The 24,148-nt window shown below is 73.9% G+C and carries 18 protein-coding genes; 8 read left to right on the forward strand and 10 right to left on the reverse strand.

Going from position 1 to position 24,148, the window contains the following annotated elements; all coding sequences use genetic code 11:
- Window positions 1-148 precede the first annotated feature (148 nt).
- A complete protein-coding gene (locus ACSNOG_RS11415; protein WP_436752479.1) occupies window positions 149-412 on the reverse strand; it encodes a hypothetical protein in 264 nt (87 codons plus the stop codon).
- A gap of 240 nt (window positions 413-652) precedes the next feature.
- Between ACSNOG_RS11415 and ACSNOG_RS11420 the strand changes: the two genes are divergently transcribed.
- On the forward strand, window positions 653-2,335 hold the full coding sequence (locus ACSNOG_RS11420) for a protein kinase domain-containing protein (RefSeq protein ID WP_436752480.1): 1,683 nt from the start codon (window positions 653-655) through the stop codon (window positions 2,333-2,335).
- Between the two features lie 6 nt (window positions 2,336-2,341).
- Here the strand turns inward: ACSNOG_RS11420 and ACSNOG_RS11425 are convergent, their stop codons facing one another.
- Window positions 2,342-3,145 (reverse strand): SGNH/GDSL hydrolase family protein, encoded by an 804-nt coding sequence (locus ACSNOG_RS11425; protein ID WP_436752481.1) that lies wholly within the window; start codon window positions 3,143-3,145, stop codon window positions 2,342-2,344.
- A 477-nt stretch (window positions 3,146-3,622) separates the two neighbouring features.
- On the opposite strand from ACSNOG_RS11425, the gene ACSNOG_RS11430 reads away from it, so the two are divergent.
- The 6 genes from ACSNOG_RS11430 (at window position 3,623) to ACSNOG_RS11455 (ending at window position 11,888) form a co-directional block, all read left to right on the forward strand.
- Window positions 3,623-3,964 (forward strand): hypothetical protein, encoded by a 342-nt coding sequence (locus tag ACSNOG_RS11430; protein ID WP_436752482.1) that lies wholly within the window; start codon window positions 3,623-3,625, stop codon window positions 3,962-3,964.
- A 1-nt stretch (window position 3,965) separates the two neighbouring features.
- Entirely contained in the window at window positions 3,966-5,060 is a 1,095-nt protein-coding gene (locus tag ACSNOG_RS11435) for a GNAT family N-acetyltransferase (RefSeq protein WP_436752483.1), read from the forward strand.
- Between the two features lie 409 nt (window positions 5,061-5,469).
- A complete protein-coding gene (locus ACSNOG_RS11440; RefSeq protein ID WP_190024304.1) occupies window positions 5,470-6,282 on the forward strand; it encodes a glycosyltransferase family 2 protein in 813 nt (270 codons plus the stop codon).
- Window positions 6,283-6,284: 2 nt separating this feature from the next.
- A complete protein-coding gene (locus tag ACSNOG_RS11445; RefSeq protein ID WP_436752496.1) occupies window positions 6,285-7,355 on the forward strand; it encodes a glycosyltransferase family 2 protein in 1,071 nt (356 codons plus the stop codon).
- Window positions 7,352-8,152: a polysaccharide deacetylase family protein gene (locus ACSNOG_RS11450; protein WP_436752484.1), complete on the forward strand. Its 801-nt coding sequence runs from the start codon at window positions 7,352-7,354 to the stop codon at window positions 8,150-8,152. Before ACSNOG_RS11445 ends, ACSNOG_RS11450 begins: the two co-directional genes overlap by 4 nt.
- Window positions 8,145-11,888, forward strand: coding sequence for a lipopolysaccharide biosynthesis protein (locus ACSNOG_RS11455; RefSeq protein WP_436752485.1), 3,744 nt, complete (start codon window positions 8,145-8,147; stop codon window positions 11,886-11,888). Before ACSNOG_RS11450 ends, ACSNOG_RS11455 begins: the two co-directional genes overlap by 8 nt.
- A 30-nt stretch (window positions 11,889-11,918) precedes the next feature.
- Here the strand turns inward: ACSNOG_RS11455 and ACSNOG_RS11460 are convergent, their stop codons facing one another.
- Window positions 11,919-13,307 carry a xylan 1,4-beta-xylosidase gene (locus ACSNOG_RS11460; protein WP_436752486.1) on the reverse strand — a complete coding sequence of 463 codons (1,389 nt, stop codon included), beginning with the start codon at window positions 13,305-13,307 and terminating at the stop codon, window positions 11,919-11,921.
- A gap of 135 nt (window positions 13,308-13,442) precedes the next feature.
- Here ACSNOG_RS11460 and ACSNOG_RS11465 point away from each other — a divergent pair, with 135 nt between their 5' ends.
- Window positions 13,443-14,591, forward strand: coding sequence for a DUF5925 domain-containing protein (locus tag ACSNOG_RS11465; protein ID WP_436752487.1), 1,149 nt, complete (start codon window positions 13,443-13,445; stop codon window positions 14,589-14,591).
- Window positions 14,592-14,859: 268 nt separating this feature from the next.
- Here the strand turns inward: ACSNOG_RS11465 and ACSNOG_RS11470 are convergent, their stop codons facing one another.
- From ACSNOG_RS11470 to ACSNOG_RS11500, 7 genes are all read right to left on the reverse strand, one after another.
- Window positions 14,860-15,231: a GntR family transcriptional regulator gene (locus ACSNOG_RS11470; protein ID WP_436752488.1), complete on the reverse strand. Its 372-nt coding sequence runs from the start codon at window positions 15,229-15,231 to the stop codon at window positions 14,860-14,862.
- Between the two features lie 27 nt (window positions 15,232-15,258).
- Window positions 15,259-17,124: an asparagine synthase (glutamine-hydrolyzing) gene (gene asnB / locus ACSNOG_RS11475; RefSeq protein ID WP_436752489.1), complete on the reverse strand. Its 1,866-nt coding sequence runs from the start codon at window positions 17,122-17,124 to the stop codon at window positions 15,259-15,261.
- 208 nt (window positions 17,125-17,332) lie between these two features.
- The gene (locus tag ACSNOG_RS11480; RefSeq protein WP_436752490.1) at window positions 17,333-18,568 is read right to left on the reverse strand and encodes a type III PLP-dependent enzyme; all 1,236 of its coding nucleotides are present in this window, start codon (window positions 18,566-18,568) and stop codon (window positions 17,333-17,335) included.
- Entirely contained in the window at window positions 18,565-20,277 is a 1,713-nt protein-coding gene (locus tag ACSNOG_RS11485; protein WP_436752491.1) for an IucA/IucC family protein, read from the reverse strand. The genes ACSNOG_RS11480 and ACSNOG_RS11485 overlap by 4 nt, the downstream gene beginning before the upstream one ends.
- Window positions 20,278-21,477, reverse strand: coding sequence for an MFS transporter (locus ACSNOG_RS11490; protein WP_436752492.1), 1,200 nt, complete (start codon window positions 21,475-21,477; stop codon window positions 20,278-20,280).
- A complete protein-coding gene (locus tag ACSNOG_RS11495) occupies window positions 21,474-23,222 on the reverse strand; it encodes an IucA/IucC family protein (RefSeq protein WP_436752493.1) in 1,749 nt (582 codons plus the stop codon). The genes ACSNOG_RS11490 and ACSNOG_RS11495 overlap by 4 nt, the downstream gene beginning before the upstream one ends.
- On the reverse strand, window positions 23,219-24,148 hold a 930-nt coding region (locus ACSNOG_RS11500), incomplete at its 5' end, for an ATP-grasp domain-containing protein (RefSeq protein WP_436752494.1). The genes ACSNOG_RS11500 and ACSNOG_RS11495, both read right to left, overlap by 4 nt.

Raw genomic sequence — 24,148 nt, forward strand, 5'->3', positions numbered from 1 at the left:
CCCGCCCCGGGCCGGAGCCGTCCGGCTGCGCGGACATGCCACGGCGCCGTGCGGCCGCGCCCTGGGGAGAGGGTGGAGGGCCGACGGCGTCGCACCGGTGTCGCTGTCGATCACGGAACGGCTGGGGGCGCTGCGCTCGGGGCGGGGCTCAGTCGTGGTTGCCGAACAGGGAGCGACGCAGGCGTCTCAGCGGCGCCAAGAGGGAGACCTTCGCGGTCCGGCCCTGCTTGGTGCGCGCGTGATCACGCGTGGTCAGCTCGCGCATCAGCAGGGTCGCCCCCTCGACTTCGCGCTGGGGCACGGCAGGCCCGCCCAGCACCGCGAGATGGCGGTCGAGGCGCGCGCTGGACGCACCGCTGTTGCAGCTGATGGCAGGCACCCGTGGCCTGCCGCGCATTGCTATCTGATCCATTGAGACTCCCCACCCGAACGAGGCACCCGGCTCAGGCAGGGTAACCCTACCGCCCCATTCCGTCACCCGCGCATCGGCGGGGCGGATTCACCACTCCGTCAAGGGCGTTGACAGGGCTGGCGTGAACCTGCCGTCACTGTGGGCGAGTTAGCGGGACAAGGATATGCAGAAGAGGGGGCAATCACGCTCCGTTGCGGTAGATTCACCCCGAATCGCTCTCTTGGTGGAGGGGGCCCGTCGATGAGCGGGACGTTCGGGGGCGGTCCGGAAGGCGCAGGGGTGCCGCCGGACCGGGTGGTGGCGGGCCGTTACCGGCTGCTGGAGCGCCTGGGCCAGGGCGGCATGGGCGTGGTGTGGCGCGCGCGGGACGAAGTGCTCGACCGCGAGGTGGCCGTCAAGGAGGTCCGGGCGCCGTCCGGCCTGCTGGAGCACGAGATCCGGCAGTTGTACGTGCGCCTGGAGCGGGAGGCCCGGGCCGCGGCGCGCGTCTCGCACCCCCACGTCGTCACGGTCTTCGACGTGGTCTCCGAGGACGGCCGGCCCTGGATCGTGATGGAGCTGGTGCGCGGCCTGTCCCTGGCCGACGTCCTGGAGGCCGAGGGCCCCCTGGCCCCGGCGCGCGCGGCGCACATCGGCGCCGGTGTGCTCTCCGCGCTCCGAGGGGCGCACGCGGCGGGCGTGCTGCACCGGGACGTGAAACCGGGCAACGTCATCCTCGCCAACGACGGGCGTGTCGTGCTCACCGACTTCGGCATCGCGACGGTCGAGGGGAGTTCGGCGCTGACGCGCACCGGGGAACTGGTGGGCTCGCCCGAGTTCCTGGCCCCGGAGCGCGCGCTGGGCCATCCGCCGGGGCCGGAGTCGGACCTGTGGTCCCTCGGGGTGACGCTGTACGCGACGGTGGAGGGCGTCTCCCCCTTCCGTCAGGACACCCCGCTCTCCACCATGCGGGCCGTGGTGGACCAGCAGCTCCCGGCGCCCGTGCGGGCGGGGGCGCTCGCGCCCGTCCTGGAAGGGCTGCTGCGCAAGGATCCCGCCGAGCGGCTCGGCGCCGAGGAGGCGGACGGGATGCTGCGGGTGGTCGCGCAGGGCGGCACCCTGCCCGGCCCGGGCGCACCGCCCACCGCCGAGGCGCCGACGGTCCCGGCGCACCCGCGGCCCGATCCGTCCGCCGGCCCGGCGGCGTCCTCCCCGGAGCACGGCCCCCGCGGCTTCGGCCCGCCCGCCGGTGACGGGCCGTACGGGCCCGCGGAGCCGCCGGGCGGCCTCGGCACCACCGGTGACGACCGGCGCCGCCGCCCGGGGGTGGTGTTCGCGGTGGCCGCCGTCGTGCTCGCCCTGCTGGTGGGCGGGCTGGCCTGGGCCTTCAGCAGGGGCGAGGGCGACGACGGCGGCAGCGGCTCCTCGTCCGGCAGCGCGGACTCCGCGGGGCCCGGCAAGAGTGCCGGTTCGCGGTCGGCGTCGCCGGACGGCCCGGGGAAGGCTTCCGAGGGCGGCGGCGACTCCTCGTACGGCCTGCGGGTCTCCGTCGAGGCGGTGCGCGACAGCTACACCGGTCCCTGCCCGCCGAAGAGCGCGGGCCCTTCCTTCCGGGTGACGTTCACCGTCGACCGCACCCCCGCCCGGCTCAGCTACCGCGTGGTCACGGGCAGCGGCCAGGTCGACCCCTGGCGGACCTCCGACATCACGGCGGGCAGGAGCCTCGGCCTGACGTACGTCGAGACCGAGCACGGCACGGGCAAGGACTGGCTCGCAGTCGAGGTCAGGAGCCCGCAGAAGATCACCTCCAATCGTGTGCCGTTCACCGTCACCTGCCAGGGGCCGCCGTCCGGCCGCCCGTCGGACCGGCCGTCGTCGGCCGGTCCGTCCCGGTCGCCGGGCCCGCCGCCCGCCACGGGGACGGACCCGACGTACGGGTACTGACCCGGGTCAGGCGGCCCGGGAGAAGACCGGCAGGTAGCCGCCGGATTGCCCGGCCGCGGTCGGGTGGTAGGAGCTCTCGACGGGCAGGGTCACGCTGTTGAGCCAGGGGCTGCCCGAGCACAGCTCGTGGCCCGTGAAGCCGGCCGCCGCGTCCCCGTAGGCGAAGCCGTGGTCGGCGACCCGCTTGGCGATGACGGAGTTGAGCAGATCAGCGGCGGCGTTGATGGCCTTCCGCTTGGTCTCGCTGAGCCCGGCGCACGTGGCGCCGAGTTTGTAGAAGCGCGGATATCCGAGAACGACGACATGGGCGGAAGGCGCTCTTCCACGGATTGCGGTATAGACCTTATCGAGTTCACCGGGAAGGGTGTTCTGGACAAATGTGCGGGCCTCGTTGATGCGATTGACGCAGGCACTGTCGGAGTTGAGCACGCACGTGACCATGGTGTCGCCGAAGCCGGCGTCGTTCCCGCCGATGCTGAGCGAGACGAGCCCGGTCGAGCCGTTCAGCGGGCCAAGCTGCTTGGCCAGAACATCACCCGTTCGGGCTCCCGCACAGGCGGTGAAGGCGAAGCTCGCGGGGGCGTGTGCGGCGGCCCAGAGCGCAGGGTAGGACTTGGAGCTGCGCTTGCAGTCCCCGCTGTTCGTGTAGTAGCTCCCGGCTCCCAGACCGGATGAATAGGAGTCACCGAGGGCCACATAGGCGGGAGTTGCGGACTCGGTCGAGGCGTGGGCGGAGCCGGCTCCGGTGAGGGCCAGGGTGGCGGCGAGGGCGATCGCGGAGAGGGAACCCGCGAGGCGGGAGAGCTTCATGGAACCTCCTTTACCAGGGTTTCTGCCGTACCCGTGGTAGCAGCAGCCCGCGACTTCCGGAAGTGTCCATGTCAAAGATGTGAGCCAGTGAACGCTCAACCACTGACAGGTCGGGGCATTCTGACGGCCCAACATATTCGTGCAGTATTCATCTGACCGAAAGACTCCGGTTCTGTGCCGATCGGGTAACCGGAGCCCGTTTGCACGGCCTTCACATCTTGACGTCGCTCCGCCGATTGCGCGACATTGAAGCCTCGGCATCCGGCGCTTCGGGGGGCAAAGTCGCCAATGCAGAGCTTCACAGATCCCGCCGGTCTCACCGGCTCGTCCGGTTCACCCGGCCCGTCAGTCCCGTCCGGCACACCCGGACCTTCCGGCCCGTCCGTCCCGGCCTCGGCCACCGACCGTCCCGCACCACCGGCCGCACCCGACCGGCCGGCGGGAGCGCGCACGCCCGCCGGGGACTCCCTCCCCGTGGTGGCCGGGGCCGCCACGGCGATCGCGGGCGTCGGCGCCGTGCTGGCACTCGCGGACATCGGCTCACCCCTGCGTGCGCCGTTCACCCTCTTCTTCCTGCTCGTCGCGCCGGCCTGCGCCGTGGGGGCGGCGCTGCGCGGCCTCGATCCGCTCAGCCGCTCCGTGGTCGCGGCCGGCGGAGCCGTCGCCGTCGACATGCTGGTCGCCCAGGCCATGCTCGCGCTCCACACCTGGACGGTGCGGGGTGGCGTCGCCGCGGTCGCGGCCGTCAGCCTTCTCCTGTTCCTGCTGGCACACGTGCGTCACCACCGGTGCCGCACGGCGAAAAGTCGGGCTTCCTGAGGTGAACATCAGCGTGTACCGGCCCGGTGACCTCACCGCGGCCGACCGGGCGGCCTGGTCTGCCCTGCAGGCGGCGGCGGTCGAGGACGGCTCGCCGCAGCTTGCGAATCCTTTCCTCGCACCCGAGTTCGCCCTCGCCGTCGGCCGGTGCCGGACCGGGGCGCGGATCGCGGTGGTGCGCGAGGACGGCGAGCCCGTGGGGTTCTTCCCCTACCAGCGCTCGGCCCTCGGGGTGGGCCGCGCGATCGGGCTCGGGCTCTCGGACGCCCAGGGGCTCGTCCACCGGGCCGGCTTCCAGTGGGACGCCCGCGAGCTGCTGCACGCGTGCGGGCTGTCGGTGTGGGAGTTCGACCACCTCGTGGAGGGACAGAAGCCGTTCGAGGTGAGCGCCTCCGGAGCGTTCCGGTCGCCGGTGATGGACGTGGAGCAGGGCTTCGAGTCCTACCTGGCGCTCCTGCGCAAGCAGTCGCCGAAGTTCCTGCGCGCCACGTTCGCCAAGGAGCGCAGGCTCGGCCGGGACGTCGGCGACGTGCGGTACGTGCACGACGAGCGCGATCCGGAGATGCTGCGGACGCTGATCGCCTGGAAGTCCGCGCAGTACCGAAGAACGGGCCGCAGCGACCGGTTCGCGCGCCCGTGGATAGTGCGTCTGGTCGAACAGCTCTTCCACACCAGGACGGAGTCCTTCGCGGGGCTGCTGTCGGTGCTCTACGCCGGGGGGCGGCCGGTCGCGGCCCACTTCGGGCTGCGCTCGCGGCAGGTGCTCTCCTGCTGGTTCCCGTCGTACGACCCGGCGTTCTCGAAGTACTCGCCGGGCCTGGTGCTGCACCTGCGCATGGCGGAGGGGGCGGCCGCCGCGGGCCTGGCCTACCTCGACCTCGGGCGGGGCGACAAGGCGTACAAGGATTCGCTGAAGACGCGCGAACTCAGCGTGTCGGAGGGATGGGTGATGCGACGTCATCCGGTCGCGCTGGGGCACCGGGCCCGGCGGGCGCCGGTGCGGGCGCTGCGCAACACCGTGGTCTCCCGGCCCGAACTCTTCGAGCCCGCCGACCGGTTGCTCAAGCGCATGGGCAGGTTGCGCTCGGGCGGCTGAGGGCGCACCGGGTCGTGCGCGCGCCGTTAACGGCGCAAAGCGTCAACACAGTGCATGACTTGGGCGCAAAAAACACCCAAAGGAGGAGTCACCGCACCAGCTCTTGCCATACAGTCTCAACCATCAATACCGTCGTACATCCACCCGCATCGGCCCATCATGCAAAGCGGCTCAAGGGGAGGGCAAGCGTCGCGATGGGGCCCGGGGCGGGGCGCGGTGGGGGGTGCCGCGTCCGGCTGATCAGAGTCGCCGTGTCGCGTTGACCGCGCGGCGAGCAACCGTTGCCAGCTCACCCGGCCCCTGCGGCGATGAGCGCTGCAGGGCGGGGTGAGTACCCCCTTTTCGAACCGGATACGCCACCGGACCGCTCGGGGCGGGCGGTCCACCGGACGAGAGGGACATCCGAGCCATGAGTTCTTTCCTGCGCCCGGCGGCCGATCAGGAGGCCCTGGTCGCCGCCCATTACCGCCCGGTGACGTCGCATCTCGCGATAGCGCCACCCGTGAGCGTCGTCATCCCCGCCATGAACGAGGCGGAGAACCTTCCGTACGTCTTCAAGACCCTGCCGGAGTGGGTCCACGAAGTGGTCCTCGTCGACGGCAACTCCACCGACGACACCATCGAGGTCGCACGGCAGCTGTGGCCGGACGTGAAGGTGGTGCGCCAGCTCGGCAAGGGCAAGGGCGACGCCCTCATCACCGGCTTCGCCGCCTGCACCGGTGAGATCATCGTGATGGTCGACGCGGACGGCTCCGCCGACGGCAACGAGATCGTCAGCTATGTGTCCGCGCTCGTCGGCGGCGCGGACTTCGCCAAGGGCTCGCGCTTCGCCAACGGCGGCGGCACGGACGACATGACGCCCATCCGCAAGCTGGGCAACCGCGTCCTGTGCTCGATCGTCAACCACAAGTTCGGCGCCCGCTACACCGACCTGTGCTACGGCTACAACGCCTTCTGGAAGCACTGCCTGGACGAGATCGCCCTCGACTGCGCCGGCTTCGAGGTCGAAACCCTGATGAACATCAGAGTCGTCAAGGCGGGCCTGCGCGTCCAGGAGATTCCCAGCCACGAGTTCGTCCGCATCCACGGCACCAGCAACCTGCGGGCCGTGCGCGACGGACTGCGGGTGCTCAAAGTGATCCTGCAGGAGCGCGGCACCCGGCGGCGGCGCCCGCAGCGGCTCGCCATCGCGCCCGCGGCCAACCGTGGGGAAGTGTCTTGACGATCACCACTTCCCGGGCCGGCGCCGCGAACGACGCCGGCCCGGCCTCCGGGCCCTCGGTCTCGGTGGTCATCTGTGTGTACACCGAGGACCGCTGGGACGACATCGTCGCCGCAGTGGCCTCGGTCCGCGAGCAGTCCCGGCCCGCGCTGGAGACCCTCGTGGTCGTGGACCACAATCCGGCCCTGCTGCGGCGGCTCGCCGGGCACTTCACGGACGACGGCCGTGCCGGGGACGGCCTGCGGGTGCTCGCCAATGCCGGCCCCCGCGGCCTGTCGGCGGGCCGCAACACCGGCATCGAGGCCTCGTCCGGCGAGGTCATCGCCTTCCTCGACGACGACGCCGTCGCCGAGCGGGACTGGCTGCGGCACTTCGCGGAGGCCTACGCCGATCCCCTGGTGATGGCCGTGGGGGGCCGCACCCAGCCGGTGTGGGAGTCCCGGCGGCGTCCCGCCTGGTTCCCCGAGGAGTTCGACTGGGCCGTCGGCTGTACGTACCGGGGCCTGCCGCCCGGCAAGGTGCCGGTGCGCAACGTCCTCGGGGGCAACGCCTCCTTCCGCCGGTCGGCCTTCGAGCTGGCCGGCGGGTTCGCCTGCGGCATCGGCCGCGACGGCGACCGGCTGCCGCTGGGCTGCGAGGAGACGGAGCTGTGCATCCGCCTGACCCGGGCGATGCCCGAGGCGGTGCTGCTGATCGACGACCGCTCGGTCATCCACCACCGGGTGCCCGCGGCCCGCGAGCGCTTCCGCTACCTGTGGACCCGCTCGTACGCCGAGGGCCTGTCGAAGGCCCTGGTGGCCCGGAGCGTGGGGGCGCAGGCCGGGCTGGCCTCGGAGCGCCGCTACACCACGCGGGTGCTGCCCGCCGGCATCGCCCGGGGCGTGCGCGACGCACTGCTGGGCCGGCCCGGCGGGGCCGGGCGGGCCGGGGCGATCCTGGCCGGGGTGACGGCCGCGGCCGGGGGCTATGCGGTGGGCACCCTGCGGGCGCGCCGCAGCGGTAGCCGGTACGCGGTGGCGGCGACGCAGGAGCCGGCCGGGCCGAGACCCCCCGCCGAGGAGGCCGGCGCATGAGCGCGTCCCGGGTCCCGATACTGATGTACCACGCGGTGGCGCACGCGCCCGCGCGCGCCACCTACGGCCTGTCGGTCTCGCCGCACGCGTTCGCGCGGCAGATGCGGCTCCTGGCCGACCGCGGGTTCCACCCGCTGACGGCCGAGGAGCTGGCCACGGCGTGGCGCTCCGGCTCCGGGCTGCCCCGGAAGCCGGTGCTGATCACGTTCGACGACGGCTACGAGGGCGTGCACCGGCACGCCCTGCCCACGCTGGCGGAGCACCGTTTCCGCTCCACGCTGTTCGCCTCCACCGGCTGGCTGCGCGGCCGGCACGAGTCGGGCGGCGCGCTCGACCTGATGCTGAGCTGGGGTCAGGTCAAGGAGCTGGCGGCCTCGGGGATGGAGATCGGCGGGCACAGCCACACCCACCCGCAGCTGGATCAGCTCCCGGACGAGCAGCTGTGGTTCGAGGTGCTGAAGTGCCGCGAGGTGCTGGCCACGGAGCTGGGGCGCGCGCCGGTCTCCTTCGCCTATCCGTACGGCTACTCCAGCCGCAGGGTCCGCCGCATCGTGCGGGCGGCGGGCTTCGGGATCTCCCTGGCGGTGGGCAACGGCCTGGCCGCCCGTCCCCAGGGGCCCTACGCCCTGGAGCGGGTGACAGTGCGGCGCTCGACGGGTATGGCCGAGTTCGAGCGGCTCGTGGAGGGCCGGGGCGTGGGGCGGATCTTCGCCCGGGACCGGACGCTCACCAAGGGCTACGCCCTCTACCGCAGAACCCGTCAGGTCGTCAGGAAGGCAACCGAAACCCGTGTCTGACACGTCCACCCGAACCGAGGAGCGGGAGACGGAGGGGCCGGCCGGCCGCAGGTTGCGGCTGCCGGGGCGGGGCGGCGGCAGCCCGCTGTTCCGCAACGCCTTCGCGCTGATGCTCAACACGGGCATCAGCGCCGTCCTCGGGCTCGGGTACTGGCTGATCGCCGCCCGGTACTACACGGAGGAGGCGGTCGGCCAGGGCTCGGCGGCCATCGCCGCGATGAAGCTCCTGGCGGGGCTCACCGCGGTGACCCTGACCGGGGGGCTGGCGCGGTTCATCCCGGTCGCCGGGCGGGCGACGGGCAAGCTCGTCTTCCGGACGTACGCGGGCAGCTCGCTGCTCGTCGCGTCCGCGGCGTGCGTCTTCCTGCTCACCCTGGGCTCGTGGGGGCCCTCGTACCGCTTTCTGGACGGGTCGCTCAACGGCCTGGGCTTCGTCGCCGCCGTCATCGCCTGGTCGGTGCTCACCCTGCAGGACGGTGTGCTGACCGGCCTGCGCCGGGCCCTGTGGGTGCCCGTGGGCAACACGGTCTTCTCGGCCGTGAAGCTGGCCCTGCTGGTGGCGCTGGCGGCGGCGCTGCCCACCTCCGGCGTCTTCGTGTCGTGGGTGGTCTCGATCGCCGTGTCGGTGGTGCCGCTGGGCTGGCTGGTCTTCCGCCGGCTGGTGCCCGCGCACGTGGCCGCCACGGAGGCGACCGCGCGGCCCGTCTCGTACCGGGAGATGGGCCGCTTCCTCGCCGGGGACTACACGGGCTCGCTGTTCTCCCTGGCCGTGGTCTATCTGGTGCCGGTGATCATCGCCTCCCAGGTCAGCTCCGAGGACAACGCGTACTTCTACATCACCACCACCATCGGCGGCACGGTCAATCTGCTCGCCATCAACATGGGCGCGTCGCTGACGGTGGAGGGCTCGCACGACCCGGCGCGGCTGGCGGAGAACTGCCGGGCGGCGCTGCGGCGGATGGCCACGATCATGGTGCCGGTCTGCCTGCTGCTGTTCCTCCTCGCGCCGTACATCCTGCGCGTCTTCGGCCCCGGTTACGCCCAGGCGGCCACTCCGCTGCTGCGCTGGTTCGCGGTGGGCGCGGCGCTGCGCGTGGTGATGGAGGTCTACTTCGCGGTGCTGCGGGCGCAGAGCCGGACGGCCGGGCTGGCCTATCTCCAGGGGCTGCTGTGCGTCCTGGTGCTGGGGCTGACGCTGCTGCTCCTGCCGCGCATGGGGCTCACGGGGGCGGGAGTGGCGGAGATCTGCAGCCTGGCCGTCATCGTCTCCATCTCGGCGGTCAGGCTCCGCCGGATACTGCGCGGTGCCCGGCCCGAGCCCGCGGCCTACGCCCCCGACGTGGCCCCGGACGGCGACCTGGCCGACCTGGCGGTCCGCGGCGACCGGCGGGACGCCCCGCGCACCGAGCCCCACGGGCTCCGGCGCGGGGCACGCCACGGCATCACCCGTGGCTTAGGAGGTGAGGGCGAGCAGGAGCCCGGCGAGAGAGACAGCGGCGCCTACGGGACCCGCTGGGCGCTACGGGCCGCGCTCGACGCGGACACGATGCCGCTAGGCGTGCGGCTGGACTTCGACCACTTGGAGAGGCGCCCTGATCTCCGGCACACCCCGGAGGCAGTCGTCGTGTCCCACTCCGTCTCCCAGGCCGCGTCCCAGGCGGCCCCCCAGCAGCCCGCCGGGGCGCCCGCCCGGGAGAAGACCGTCCTGGAGAAGGCCGCTCCCCCGGGCCCGGCGCCGTGGTGGTGCGGCCCCGAAGCGACGGTCTGGCTGCTGCTCGCGGCCGCCCTCGCGTTGTACTGGCTGCCCCTGGTGGGGGCCGGGGAGGCGACGCTGGACCGTATGGGCGGGCTCGGCCTGATCTCCGTGCTGCCCATGGCGACGCTGGCGGGCGCGGCGCTGCTGGTCGTCTCCTTCGTGGCCGCGCTGCGGCTGGACGTGCAGCAGCGCCGGCTGCTGACGGCGGTGCTGCTGCTGACGGTGGTCTCCCTGCACGCCCTGCCCGCGGTGCTGGAGGACCAGCCGCGCTTCGCGACGGCCTGGCAGCACCTGGGCTTCCTCGACTTCATCGACCGCACGGGCGTCGCGGCGCCGGACCTGGACGCCCGCTGGAGCTGGCCCGGCTTCTTCGCCCTGATGGCGTTCGCCGCGAAGACGGCGGGCGTGAGCGACTTCACCGAGGTGCTGCGCTGGTGGCCGACGGTGATCCAGCTGCTGTGCCTGGCGCCGCTCGCGCTGCTGCTGCGGGCCGTGCGGGCGGGGTGGCGGGCGAAGTGGACGGCGGCCTGGCTGTTCGTGCTGTGCGGCTGGGTGGGGCAGGACTACTTCTCGCCCCAGGCGCTCAACTACTTCTTCTACCTGCTGTTCGCCGCCGTGCTGCTGGTGTGGTTCCGCTGGCCCCGGCAGCTGCGCGGCACGCTGCTGCCGGGCGAGACGGAGCCGCAGCCCGCCGGGCGCAGGGCGCAGGGCGCGCTGCTGGCCGTGGTCATCGCCCTGTTCGCGGCGTCGGTGGCCAGCCACCAGCTGACGCCGTTCGTCATGCTGGGGGTGCTGACGGCCCTGGTCGTCACCCGCCGCTCCACGCTGAGCGGGCTGCCGCTGCTGTGCGGTGTGATGCTGGTGGTGTGGGTGGGCTTCCTGGCCGAGCCCTACTGGTCGGGTCACTTCGACGAACTGTTCGGCGGCCTGGGCTCCCTGGGCGGCAACGTCTCCTCGTCGGTCTCCGGCCGGATCGAGGGTGGGAGCCCCGTGCACAAGCTGGTGCTCTACGCGCGCGTGCTGCTCGCCGGCGGGGTGCTGTCCTTCGCCGCGATCGGCTGGTGGCGCCGCCGCCGGGCGGGCATCGGTGACGTGGCGCTGCTGGTGCTGACCGGGGTGCCCTTCCTGGCCTTCGGCATGCAGTCCTACGGCGGCGAAGTGGCCCTGCGGGTCTTCCTCTTCGCCCTGCCGGGCGCGTGCGTCCTGGCCGCGCTCGCGCTCTTCCCGCACGCCGCGGAACGGCCCGGCCGCGCGGTCCTCGCGCCCCTGGCCGCGCTGGTGGCGGGCCTGGTCCTGGTCTTCGGGTTCCTGGTGGCCCGCTGGGGCAACGAGTCCTTCGAGCGGGTGCGGCCCGGCGAGGTCGCCGCGATGGACTTCGTGTACGCGCACGACAAGCCGACCGTACGGCTGCTGTGGATGAGCAGCGACCCCTCGAAGAACGTCACCCCCGCCATGCCGTGGGGCGCGAAGGACATGGAGCGGGTCCACTACGACGCGATGCTCGCCCCGCGCGATCCCGCCCGCGTGGACGATCTGGTCACCGCGCTCCGCAAGGCGGGCCCCCGGGCGTATCTGATGGTCAACCGCGGCCAGTCGGTCTATCTCGAACTCGACGCGGGCTATGCGGCGGACTGGGACGGCCGGATGCGCCGCACGCTCGACGGCCGGCCGGAGCTGCGCCGCGTCCTCGTCAACGACGACGCGGTGCTGTACGAGCTGAAGGACCGGCCCGCCGGTGCGGCCCCGCTGCCCCGGCCGGGCCCGGCGGGTCCCCGCGTGACGTGGACGCCGGTGTCGGTGGTCGGCGGTCTGGCGGCGGTGGCGCTGCTGGTGCTGCTGACGGCGCGGGAGGTGCTGCGGGTCGTGGGCCGGCCGGGGGTGCGGCAGCTGCGCTGGCTGCAGGGGTCGTACTGGTTCGCGCTGCCGCTGCTGCTGGTCCTGCTGGCGTCGCTGGTGCAGCGGTTCGCGACGATGTCGTAGAGCGGGCGCCGTCGCCCGCTCCGAGGGGGGTCAGTCCGCCCAGCGGATCTCGTTGGGTGCCAGATCCAGGCTGTTTCCGTCGACCTCGACGGTCAGCCGGCGGTCCTGCATGTTGACCACGAGGACGGTGCTGCCGGAGGCGAGGGCGGTCACGGCGTCGCGGTTGTCGCCCGTGACCTCCGGGACGCGCAGCTCCGCCCCGGGCGGGAAGGCCTTGCCGAAGCGGGACAGCAGGTCCAGCATGGGCAGCCCTCCCCCGCCGCCCTTCAGTTCGGTGCTGCGCCACAGGCAGCCGGGGCAGTCCGCGCCCGTCTCCTCCGGGTTCCAGTAGAAGGCCGCGGAGGTGCCCGCCCGGGCGAAGTGGATCAGGGCCGTGGCGTGGACGGCGGTGCGGTGCGGCTCGGTCCAGGCCTTGCGGTCGTCGTTGGCGTCACCGGGCTCCACGTACCACTCGGACCACCACACCGGCAGGCCGACGGTCCGGCGCAGCCACGTGGTCACGTCGGCGAACTTGCGGGTCGCGGCGAACTCGTCGGGGATGAGCTTGCTGCCCTCGCGGGTGTAGCTGGCGCCGTCGACGACGAGGAAGTCGGCGCCCTTCTTGTGGGCGTTCCAGTACGTGAGGGCGTCGACGGCCCGCTGGTCGACCGAGCCCCAGTCCCCGCGCAGGGAGGAGGCGTTGGAGGAGGAGCCGGGCGGATTGCTGTCCATGCTGATGTACGGGCCGCCGACGAGGTTGGCGCTGTTCTGCTTCTTCAGCTCCGCGTAGACCAGGTTGTACAGCTCGGTGTAGCCCTCGTAGTTCCAGCGGTTGCGGCCCTCGTCGTAGAAGCCCTTGAACTCGTTCCAGACGATGAAATGACGGACGTCCGGATAGCGCTTGGCGATCACGCCGGCGAGCTTGGCGAAGTCCTTGTAGTGGGCGCGGTCGGGCGCCTTCTCCAGGGACTTCAGCGACCAGTCGGTGCGCTCCCCGCCGCCCTTCATCCAGTCGGGCGCGCAGCACAGGGTGAGGACGGGGGTCGTGCCGGTCTTGCGCATGAAGGCGACCCGGCGGTCGAGGTCGCCGAAGTTGTAGGAGCCCGGCCTGGGCTCGGGGTTGTCGACGCCCCAGCCCATGATGTGCTGGTTCTGCGGCATGCGGAAGCCGGTGAGCAGTCCGGCCGCGGCCCGCCGGGCGGCGTCGTCACCGCGGTCGGCGCTGTACTGGGTGTGCGTGAAGCCCCAGCCGAGCTCGACGGCCGCCCTGTCCCCGTTGGTGCCGTCCTGCGAACCGTCCCCTCCCGTCTGCCGGCCGGTCGCCCACAGGACCGTCAGCACGGCCAGCACCGCCAGCGCGACCGCACCGGCCGCGAGCAGCACGGCGAACCGCCGGCGCCCGGCCCGCCAAAACGTCCGACTCACACCACGTCGTGCCATCACGGGCAAGCGTATCCGCGGCCGAAACGATGTGCGGCGCGTTCCGGGCGAACGTGGACGGGTGTCGCGGATCCGGTCGTGAATCAAGGGAAAACCTGTGTGCGCAAGGGCCGTCGGTGCCGGATCATGGGCCGCATGTGTGCCGACCGCCGACCCAGCGCCAGGAGGCAGGCCCTGCCCACCGAACCGGACTTCACTCCGACCGAGAAATCGCTGCCCATCCGTCTCAACGTGGACGACAGCGACTCGCCGTCCGACGTCATCGACGCCCTCTTCCTGGGCCGGTTCGCCACCGGCGAGCAGCCGTACGCGCACAGCCGCTCCGTGGACCGCGTGAAGTCCGGGGCCACCCTCCTGCCGCCCGCGGGCCGCGTGGTGCGCTCCGCGCGGGACGACGACCGCAGCGCGACCCTCGCCGAGGGCGAGGGCTGGACGCTGCTGATCTCCCGCTGGAACCGGGGCGCGGACGTCTCCGTCACCGCCACCACCGACGAGCTGGCCAAGAAGGTGCTCGGCCAGGCCGTGGAGGGCGCGGAGGACGAGCCCGAACCCCAGCCCGAACACGTGACCATGGGGTTCTGGTACGTCTCGCCGCGGCGCGGGCCGCACCGGACGACCCGGCAGATCTCCGCCGGCACGTGGGAGGAGGTCCGGCCCAACTACACCGCGCGCGTCGCGGACGCCATGGACCGGCTGATGAAGATCACCCCGGATGACATCGCGGGGCGGCTGCTCCTCCTGCACGGGCCGCCCGGCACGGGGAAGACGTCCGCGCTGCGCACGCTCGCGCGGTCCTGGCGGGACTGGTGCCAGGTGGACTGCGTGCTCGATCCCGAGCGGCTGTTCAACGACGTCGGCTATCTGATGGACATCGCCATCGGCGAGGACGACGGCGGCTCCAAGGGACGCTGGCGGCTGCTGCTCCTGGAGGACTGCGACGAGCTGATCCGCGGCGAGGCCAAGCACACGGCGGGGCAGGCCCTGTCGCGGCTGCTGAACCTCACCGACGGCCTGCTCGGGCAGGGCCGCAACGTCCTCGTCGGCGTCACCACCAACGAGGACCTGGAGCGGCTGCACCCCGCCGTGGTGCGGCCGGGCCGCTGCCTCGCCCGCATCGAGGTCGGCCCCCTCAGCCGCGCGGAGGCGGTCGGCTGGCTGGGCACGGAGCGGGGAGTCGGCCGCGAGGGGGCGACGCTCGCGGAGCTCTTCGCCCTGCGGCGGGGCACCGGCCCGGCGACGGTGCCACCGCAGCCCGGTGACTCGGACGCGGGGTTGTACTTGTAGCGCCCCCGCACCGACGGCCCTCACGGCCTCCGGCCGGGGCGGCTTCGGCACCGGCCCCACCCGACCGGGGCCGGCACGGCACCGCCGGACCGGCACGTGGTGGCTGAGCGCCGCTGCGGCGGGGAAAACCCCCCGTGGCTCTTGCCTCAGTGGGGGTGCGCCGTCGGTGCCTGCCCGACCGGCCGCACCCTTTCTTTTCTTTCCGCCGCAGCGGAGAAACGCCACGACGGCGCAGTCCGGCGGTGCCGGGCCCGCCCGGCCGGGTGGGTCAGCCGTAGGCCGCGCGGAGGGCTTCCTCCGCCGCTGCGCGGGCGGACTCGTGGTCCAGGCCCAGGCGGTGCGCCCGCGCGGCGAAAGCCGCGGCGGCCGCCGCGGCCTCGCGGGCCGCCGTGTCGCCGGGCGCGGCGACGAACGTGCCGTTGCGGCCCCGCGTCTCGATGACGCCGTCGGTCTCCAGCGCGCGGTAGGCCTTGGCGACGGTGTTCGCGGCGAGGCCCAGTTCCTCGGCGAGGCCGCGGACGGTCGGGAGCTTGAAGCCGACGGGCAGCTCGCCGGAGCGGGCGCGGTCGGCGATCCGGGCGCGGATCTGCTCGTAGGGCGGCTCGGCCGCGTCCGGGTCGACGGTGATCTTCAGGGCCACGTGCGGACTCTACCGCTTCCGCAAGCCCTACAGCTCCAGGGCGGTGTCGTGCATGCGCAGCCACGTGTCCAGGTTGAGGACGAGCTCGGTGGCGGCTCGGAAGGACTCGCCCGCGTCGTCGGCGAGGGATCCGGCGACGGCGGCGGTGTCGAGCAGGGGCCGTACGGGCGCGTCCTTGTCGGCGAGGACGCGGCGGAGCTCGGTGCGCAGGGCGGCGGCGTAGCGGGGGTCCTGGATGCTGGGGTAGGGGCTCTTGACGCGGTCGGCGACGAGGTCGGGCAGGAGGTCGCGGGTGGCGGCGCGCAGGAGGGACTTCTCGCGGCCGTCGAAGGTCTTCATGGCCCAGGGGGTGTTGAAGACGTACTCGACGAGGCGGTGGTCGCAGAAGGGGACGCGGACCTCCAGGCCGACGGCCATGCTGGCCCGGTCCTTGCGGTCGAGGAGCAGCTGGACGAAGCGCGTCAGGTGCAGGTAGCCGATCTCGCGCATGCGGCGTTCCAGGCCCTGCTCGCCGGGCAGGCGGGGCACTTCGGCGAGCGCGTCGCGGTAGCGGGCGTCCTGGTATCCGGCGAGGTCGAGCTTGGCGAGGAGGCCGCGGTCGAGGAGGGCCGCGCGCCCTCCGCTGTGCTCGCCGGAGAAGCGGTCGGCGGCGCCGGCGGCGGCCCAGGGGAAGGTGTCGGCGTGCACGTGCGCGGGGTCGTGGAACCAGCGGTAGCCGCCGAAGACCTCGTCGGCGGACTCGCCGGACAGGGCGACGGTGGACTGTTCGCGGATGGCCTTGAAGAGCAGGTAGAGGGAGACGTCGCCGTCGCCGAAGCCGCTGACGGGCATGTCGCGGGCGGTGATGACGGCGTCGCGGTGGGCCTTGGCCATCAGGTCGGCGGTGTCGAGGACGATGTCGGAGTGGTGGGAGGAGACATGGGCGGCCAGCGCGTGGGCGTAGGGGCCGTCGGGGGTGGGCCGCAGGGCGTCCGGGACGAAGTTCTCGGTGTGGCCGGTGAAGTCGACCGAGAAGGACCGCACGGGTCCGGCTCCCGCGCCGGCGAGCCCCCGGGCGGCGAGGGCGGTGATGGCGGAGGAGTCGAGGCCGCCGGAGAGCAGGGTGCACAGGGGGACGTCGGCGATGAGCTGGCGGCCGACGATGTCGTCGAGCAGGTCGCGCACGTGGCGGACGGTGGTCGTGAGGTCGTCGGTGTGCTCGCGGGCCTCCAGGGCCCAGTAGCGGCGCAGGACCAGGCCGCCGCGGCGTATGCGGGCGGTGTGGCCGGGGGGCAGTTCGTACATGCCCTTGTAGGCGGCGTGGCCGGGGGTCTTGGTGAAGGCGATGAGCTCGGCGAGGCCCTCGGCGTCGACGGCGGGGCGGACGGCGGGGTGGGCGAGGATGGCCTTGGGCTCGGAGCCGAAGAGCACGCCGTCCGGGGTGGGGTGGTAGTACAGCGGCTTGATGCCCATGCGGTCGCGGACGAGGAGGAGTTCCTCGGTGCGCGGGTCCCACAGGGCGAAGGCGTACATGCCGTTGAGGCGCTCGGTGAAGTCCTCGCCCCATTCGAGGTAGGCGTGCAGGACGACCTCGGTGTCGCTGCTGGTGCGGAAGGCGTGGCCGCGGCCCTCCAGTTCGGCGCGCAGCTCGCGGTAGTTGTAGACCTCGCCGCTGTAGGTGGTGACGAGCAGGGTGCGGCCGTCGCGTTCGACGCGCATGGGCTGGGCGCCGCCTTCGATGTCGATGACGGCGAGGCGGCGGTGGCCGAGGGCGGCGTGGGTGTCGAGCCAGGTGCCGCCGGCGTCGGGTCCGCGGCAGGCCATGGTCCCCGTCATCGCGTCGAGCGTGCCGCGCGCCGTGGTGAGGGCCGTGAGGTCGTCGGCGTAGGAGATCCATCCGGTGATCCCGCACATCGTTGCGTTGTCCCCTTTCGGTAGGCCGGCCCGGGTGTCCGGGCACGGCTGCTCCCCCGTGGGGTGCGGTCCCCGCCTCGGGGGCGGCGGGGACCGCGGGGATCAACGGTACGCCCACATAGATGCATTCACCATCCATGTAGGAGTAAAACGCCGGGAAACCAGTGGGAACCGGCCAACTGCTGGGCCGGCCCCGGCCCCCGCCCGCTCAGGACAGGAAGTGGAAGGAGGGCGCCGGGTGCATCAGGAACTCGTGGTGCGAGATGTTCCAGGCGTACGCGCCCGCCATCGCGAACGCGATCCGGTCCCCCGCCCGCAGCTCGGCCACCGGCACCGCCCGCGCGAGGACGTCCTTCGGCGTGCACAACTGCCCGCTGAGGGTGACGGGTTCGTCCAGCGCGGCCGGGCGCGGCCAGGGGCGCTCCCAGGTGTCGGCGGGCAGCACCGTGAAGGGGTGGTCGTGCCCCTTCGCGGCGGGGGTGCGCATGTGGTGGGTGCCGCCGCGCACGACCGCGAAGGCCTCCCCGTGGCTGTGCCGGACGTCGAGGACCTCGGTGACGTACCAGCCGCAGTGGGCGGTGAGCGCGCGGCCGGGTTCGATGCGCAGGGTGTAGCCGGGGTGCGCGGTGGCGAGCCGGGCGAGGCCCGCGCCGTAGGCGGCCCAGTCGAAGCGGGTGTACGGGCGGGCGTAGTCGACCGCCATGCCGCCGCCCACGTTCACCTCCTCCAGCCCGAGGCCGTGCCGGGTGTCCAGCTCGCGCGCCCAGGCCGTGATGCGGGCGGCGACGGCGAGCAGGGCGGGCGCGGGGAGGCCGCTGGCCAGGTGGGCGTGGATGCCGCGCAGCCGCAGCCGGGTGCCGCGCAGCAGGGGCAGGCACGCCTCGGCGCGGCGCGGGTCGAGGCCGAAGGGGCTGGGCCGGCCGCCCATGGCCAGGGCCGCCCCGGCCAGCTCTCCGCGGCCGCCGCGGCTCTCGCGGCCGCCGCGCTCGCCCTCGTCCCCGTTCTCGCCCACGGGCAGGTTGACGCGCAGCAGGATGTCCACCGGCGCCTCGCCGGGGCGTTCGGCGGCGAGGGCGGCCAGCATCCGCAGTTCGCTCTCGCTCTCCACGTGGATGCGCTCGGTCCCCAGGCCGAGCGCGAGGCGCAGTTCGGCCTCGGTCTTGCCGGGCCCGCCGAAGGCGAGCGGCAGGCCGGGGACGGCCTCGCGGACGTGGGCCAGTTCGCCGCCGGAGGCGACCTCGAAGCCGCTGACGTGCGGGGCGAGGGCCCGCAGGAGCTCGGGGGCGGGGTTGGCCTTGGCCGCGTAGTACAGCTCCGTCTCCGGCGGCAGGGCCGCGCGCACGTCGGCGGCGTGCGCGGCCAGAGCCGTCAGGTCGTAGACGTAGGAGGGTAGTTCCCCGGCGGAGAGGTCCGCGGCGAGCCGGGCGACACGGGGCAGGATCACTGTGCGGCGCTCCAGGTGGTCTCGGTGCGGGCGCCCGTGGTGAGGGCGGACAGCACGTCCGGCACCAGGGGCGAGGCGATGCGCACGTAGCCGGCGTCCCGGTCGGCCTTGCGCTCCCAGCGCGTGAGCAGGTTGGCCTTGGCGGGCAGCGGCACCCCGGCGACGAGCGCGCGCAGCAGCGGGGGGTTGCCGTGGGCGGCGGCGCGGTCGGCGAGGATGCGGCGGACGGCGGACCACAGCTCGGGTTCGAGGCGGGGGTGGAGGTCGGCGAGGGCGGCGAGCACCTCGGAGAGGTGGTTGACGACCAGGCAGTACACGACGCGGTCCCAGCCGCGCTCGCGGTCGTACGTGAGGGGCCCGGCCACGTCCGCGGGGAGCGCCGCGAGGGCGGCGGCGTGGTGTTCGGGGAGCAGCTTGGCGCCCTCCAGGTCGCGGAAGAGCACCTGGCGTGGCATGCCGTCGGCGCCGACGCCCACGACGACGTTCTGCAGGTGGGGTTCGAGGACGACGCCGTGGTCGAAGTAGGCGGCCAGCACCGGCGGGACGAGCAGCGCGAGGTAGGCCTTCCACCAGGCGAGGGCCTCCGCGGGGCCGGCGCCGCGCAGCAGTGCGCCGAGGTGGGCGCCGCCGGTGGGGTACTCGTCGGCGACGGCGGCGGCCAGCAGCCCGGTGACGCCGGGGGCGAGGCGGGCGCCGAGCCCCTCGCGGACGATGACGCCGAAGCCCTCGGCGAGTTCGCGGCTGCCGAGGTCGAGGGTGCGGTAGGCGGGCTCGCGCAGCAGGCCGGTGCCGGGGAAGCGGGCGGTGAGGCCGGCGGCGACGGGTTCCAGGAGGCGGGTGAGGGCGACAGCGCCGGCCAGCTCGTACTCGGCGTTCTTGCGCAGGCAGTTGGTGATGCGCACGTTGAGGCTGAACTTCAGGAAGTCCCGGCCGTCGTAGAGCGTGCGCACGGACGCGGTCGGCTCGAAGGGCTCGCCGCCGGGGCCGAGGTCGAGGACGTCGCCGCGGGCGACGGCGGCGCGCAGCACGGGGTGGTCGCGCAGCATCGCGTGCTGCCAGGGGTGGGCGGGCAGCAGCCGGTAGCCGTCGGGGACGGGCCGCTGCCGGTCGAGGGCGGCGAGCGCCCCGTCGGCCGCGCTCTCCTCGCGCACGTGCTCGCGCCGCACGGCCAGGTGGTGCAGCGGGAAGCGGGCGCGGGCCTCGGGGGCGTAGCGGCCCCAGTCCTCCGCGGCGCCGGTGCGGGCCTTGGGGGTGGGGTGGAAGCGGTGGCCGAACAGCAGGGACTGCTCGGAGTCCATGTACAGGTCGGGGCCCGCCGCGCCGCGCGGGGCGCCCAGGGCCGCGGTCACACCGGCGTGGCTGGCGGCCACCTGGCCGAGGAACTCGTCGTTGCGGACGCCGGTGCGCAGCTCCAGCTCGCGGTGGATGTGCTCGGCGAGCTCCTGCCACGTCAGCTCGGTCCAGGTGCCGTCGCGCTGGGTCCGCACGGGGCCGGTGAAGCGGTGGGCGCCGATCAGGGAGGCGCGCCGCAGCCCGACGCGGAGCAGGACGCCGCAGCGGGGCAGGCGCAGCACCAGGTGGCCGTCGGTGACGGCGGTCTGGTGCTCGGGCCCGGAGACCTCGCGCAGCAGGCAGTTGAGCAGGGTGTGGGCGACCACGTGGTCGGCGGTGGCCACGCCGGCGGGGGCGGCGGCGGGTGCGGAGGACATTCAGCGGCTCCAGCGGGTGCGGAGGAGGGTGGGGGTGCTGACGACGGCCGTCAGGGCGGCGACGGCGGATCCTGCGACGGCGGGTGCGGCCGGGCCCCAGAGGCCGGTGGAGGCGGCGGCTGCCGCTCCGGCGACGACGGCTCCGGCCTTGGATATGAACTCCAGCGAGCCGAAGAGGCGGCCGGGCCCGCGGCCCCGGCTCGCCTCGGCGGCGAGGGCGGACAGGCTGACCAGGCCCAGCGTCATGCCGGCGCCCAGGAGGACCCTCAGTGCCACGAAGGAGGTGACGGTGGCGGCTCCCCAGTGCCCGGCGAGGGCGACGGCCACGCAGGCGAAGCCGGTGACGGCGCCGAGGTGCGGGCGGTGGGCGACGGCGGTGTGGACGGGCTTGGCCAGCAGCAGGTAGCAGGCGTGCGGGAGGGCGAAGAGCGCGCCGCTCGCGGAGGGGCCGAGGCCCGGCAGCCGCTCGCCGACGAGGGTGATGAGGTACGGGTAGGAGATGACGGTGGCGAGGACGAAGGCGAATTCGAGGGCGTAGAGGGTGCGCAGCGGTCCGGGCCGCGGCTCCTCCCCCTCCGGGGCGGCGGGTGCCGGGGCCGCCGTCCGCGGCGGCTCGGGGAGCGCGGCCAGCATCAGGGCGGCGGCCAGCGGCAGGACGGCGAGGAGGGCGTACTGGCGGTGCGGGGGGAGCCAGGGCGTGAGGCCGCCGACGACGACGGGCGCGGCGACGAGCGCGAGGCGTGCGCTGCCCTGCATCAGGGTGAGCGCCCAGGAGAGCTTGTGCCCGTCGAGGGAGGCCGCCAGGTAGCCGTTGGAGGCGGCGAAGGTGCCGCCGAGGACGCCCTGGAGGACGAGGGCGGCGGCGAAGGCGGGCAGGCTGTCGGCCAGCCCGGCGAGCAGGAAGGACAGGGCGAGGCCGAGCTGGGCGCGCAGCAGCAGGCGCTTGCGGCCGTAGCGGTCGGCGAGGCGGCCCCACAGGGGTGCGCCGAGGGCGCCGAAGACGGTGGGGACGATGTAGAGCAGCCCGGCCCACCGGGCGCCGTGGTCGCCGAGGGCGGGGAGGATCTCGGTGAGGTAGGGCGGCAGGCCGAGGGCGGCGAACGACGCGACGAAGTAGCAGGCGGCGACGGCGTGGACCTGGCGGGTGCGCAGCACGGGCCGTTCCTCGCGGGTGCGGCCGTCGTGGAGTACGGCCGTCATCGTCCGGCGCCCCGCAGGTAGTTGGGCCCTTGCACGTAGTGCTTGTTGATGTCGGACGCGCCCGAGCGCTCCTTGGTGAGCAGGGTGCCGGCGGTGACCATGGCCTTGACCGGCAGCCGGTCGGCGTCGAGGACGCGGGCGCGCAGCACGGCGGCGGCGCCGGGGGCGGTGTCCGCGGTGCGTTCGACGGCCTCGGTGAGCCGGTCGCGCAGGCGGGCGAGGAGTTCGCCGAGGGGGGCGCGGCCGAGCCGGGCGAGCTCGAAGAGGGGGGCGGCGGCGCACAGGTGGACGGTGATGGTGGCGAACACGTCGGCCACGGGCCCGTCGCCGGCCACGAGGATGCGCCGGTCGTCGAAGCCCAGCAGGTCGGCGGCTTCCCCGCCGAGCCGGGCGGCCAGGCGCACGCCGTGCACGCGCGGCCCGTCGTTGTCCTTCAGCAGCAGCCGCATTCGGGTCCGGCCGCCGGGGGCGTCCAGGACGAGGGAGGTGTTCTGCTGGTGGGACTCGAGGCCTATGCCGTACGAGAAGAGGGTGGTGTGCCAGTCCAGGAGGAGCGTGAGGTAGGCGTCGAGGAGGGCGGTGAGGGAGCCGTCGTAGTAGCGCTCGGCGAGTTCGTCGGCGACGAGGGCGCCGGCGGGGGTGCGGGCGAGCAGCGCCGCGACGGGCAGGACGTGGGCGTCCTGCAGGCCCGCGGGGTAGCGGCGGGCGAGGACGGCGAGGAGCTCGTGGTCGGACTGCAGGTGGGTGCGCTCGTCGGCGAGGAGGATCCGCCCGGCGAAGCGCGGCTCGTGGGCCATGACCTCTTCGAGGAGGCGCTGGCCGGTCTCGCCGTCGAGGAGGGTGCCGGGCTTGATGGTGCGCCGGTTGCGCAGGCCCAGGGTGGCGGTGGCGAGGGGCAGTTTGAGGTGGACGGCGGGGTCGTCGGCGACGGCGACGGTGCGGGTGGAGAGGGTGGGCAGCACCTCCAGCCAGGGCTTCTCGGCGAAGCGGGCGGAGCCGCCCAGTCCGGCCGAGCGCAGGGCGGCCTCCAGCGGGCCGGCCGCGGTGAGCGGGTGGACGGGCAGGGCGACGTGGGTGGCGTCCAGCCCGCTCAGGCCGAGGCCGCCGGGGGCGGGCCACCAGTCGGGCAGGCCGGACCGGTCGCCGCGCACGGCGCCGTGCGGGAGGGCGAGCCACCGCAGGGAGAAGGAGGGGTGGAACTCAGGGGCGTACGCGCGTAGTTCGCCTTCGCTGAGGCCGGAGCGGGAGCGGCCGGTGGGGTAGACGGGGTGGTCCCGGTAGGCGGCGAGGGTGTCGTAGGCGAGGGAGCCGCCCGGGCCCGTCCAGCCGCAGGTGCGCCGCCCGTAGGTCTGCGCCAGGCGCGCGGTGACGCCGTCGCGGACGCGGTCGTGCAGGCGCGCGGCGGCCAGGGCCTCCTCGCACTCGGAGAGGAAGGCGTCGTAGCCGGCCCGGTCCTCGGCGGGCACCGCGGCCCGCAGCCGGGCCAGGACGGGGCGCAGGCCGGTGAGGACGCCGCCGTCCGTCTCGAGGAGCGGTTCGCGCGCCTGGACCTCGCACTGGAAGCCGTCGGGGGCGACGGGCAGCAGGAGGGTCTCGCCCGCGGTGCGCAGGTGGAGCCAGTCGCCGTCGGGGCGGTGCTCGGTGAGGGCGTGGCGGCGCAGGCCGTAGGCGTCCTCGCGGAGCAGGGTGCTGAGGACGCGCCGCAGGAGGTCGTCCTCCACCCCGTCCGTGCTGGTCAGGCTCATGACAGGATCTCCCAGCGCTCTGCGGCCAGGAATGCCTCGACCGCCTGGTCGATCCGGCCCTGGTCGGTGCCGGTCGCCCTGATGACGCCGAGGTAGTCGCGGTTGGTGCGGTGGAGCGGGTGCGCCTCGCCGGCCGCGCGCAGCGGCCGGTAGACCAGCCGCACGCCATCACGCTCGGTATCGCTCGCCGGGGGCGCTTTTTCGAGCGTACCCCCGCGGTCCGCACAGACATACTCCACGCGCAACCGGCCGTCGGATCGCGCTCCGAGGTCCGCGGGCAGCGGCTCGCCGAGGTGGGTGCGCAGGATGTGCTCGAAGAGGGGGATGCCGAGGGCGTCGGCGAGCGCGATGTCGCACTGGTCGCCGATGGCGCGGTAGTTGACCTCGATGATGCGGGCGCGCGAGCCCTGGACCACGTACTCGGTGTGGCAGGCGCCGAAGCCGATGCCGAGGGCGCGCAGCTGGGCGAGGACCTGTTCCGTGTGCGGCTGCGGCGGCGCGGGCAGCAGGTCCAGGCGCTCCTCGATGAAGTGCGGCAGCGGGGACAGGCGGGTGCGGAACGAGGCCAGGGCGTGCAGGGTGCTGCCGTCGCCGAGCGTCTCCAGGGTGTGCAGCTCGCCCTCCAGGTACTCCTCCACGACGAGCGAGGCGCCGGGTCTGCGGCCGCGGATGGCGTGGCAGTGGCGTACGAGGGCCGCCGCGTCCTCGGCGAGCTCGACGTCCTCGCTGGCCACGCCCTCGCGCGGCTTGACGACGCAGGGGTAGGCCACGCCCAGCGCGGCGAGCCGGCCGGGCAGGCCCTCCGGCTCGTCGCCGGGGGCGAGTTCGGCGGAGCGGACGGTGTCGGCGCCGGTCTCGGCGAGGCGGCGGCGCAGCTGGGCCTTGTTCTTGGCGTCGAGGGCCGAGCGCCAGTCCTTGCCGGGAAG

This window comes from Streptomyces sp. URMC 124, assembly GCF_051386455.1.
Taxonomy (GTDB): Bacteria; Actinomycetota; Actinomycetes; order Streptomycetales; family Streptomycetaceae; genus Streptomyces.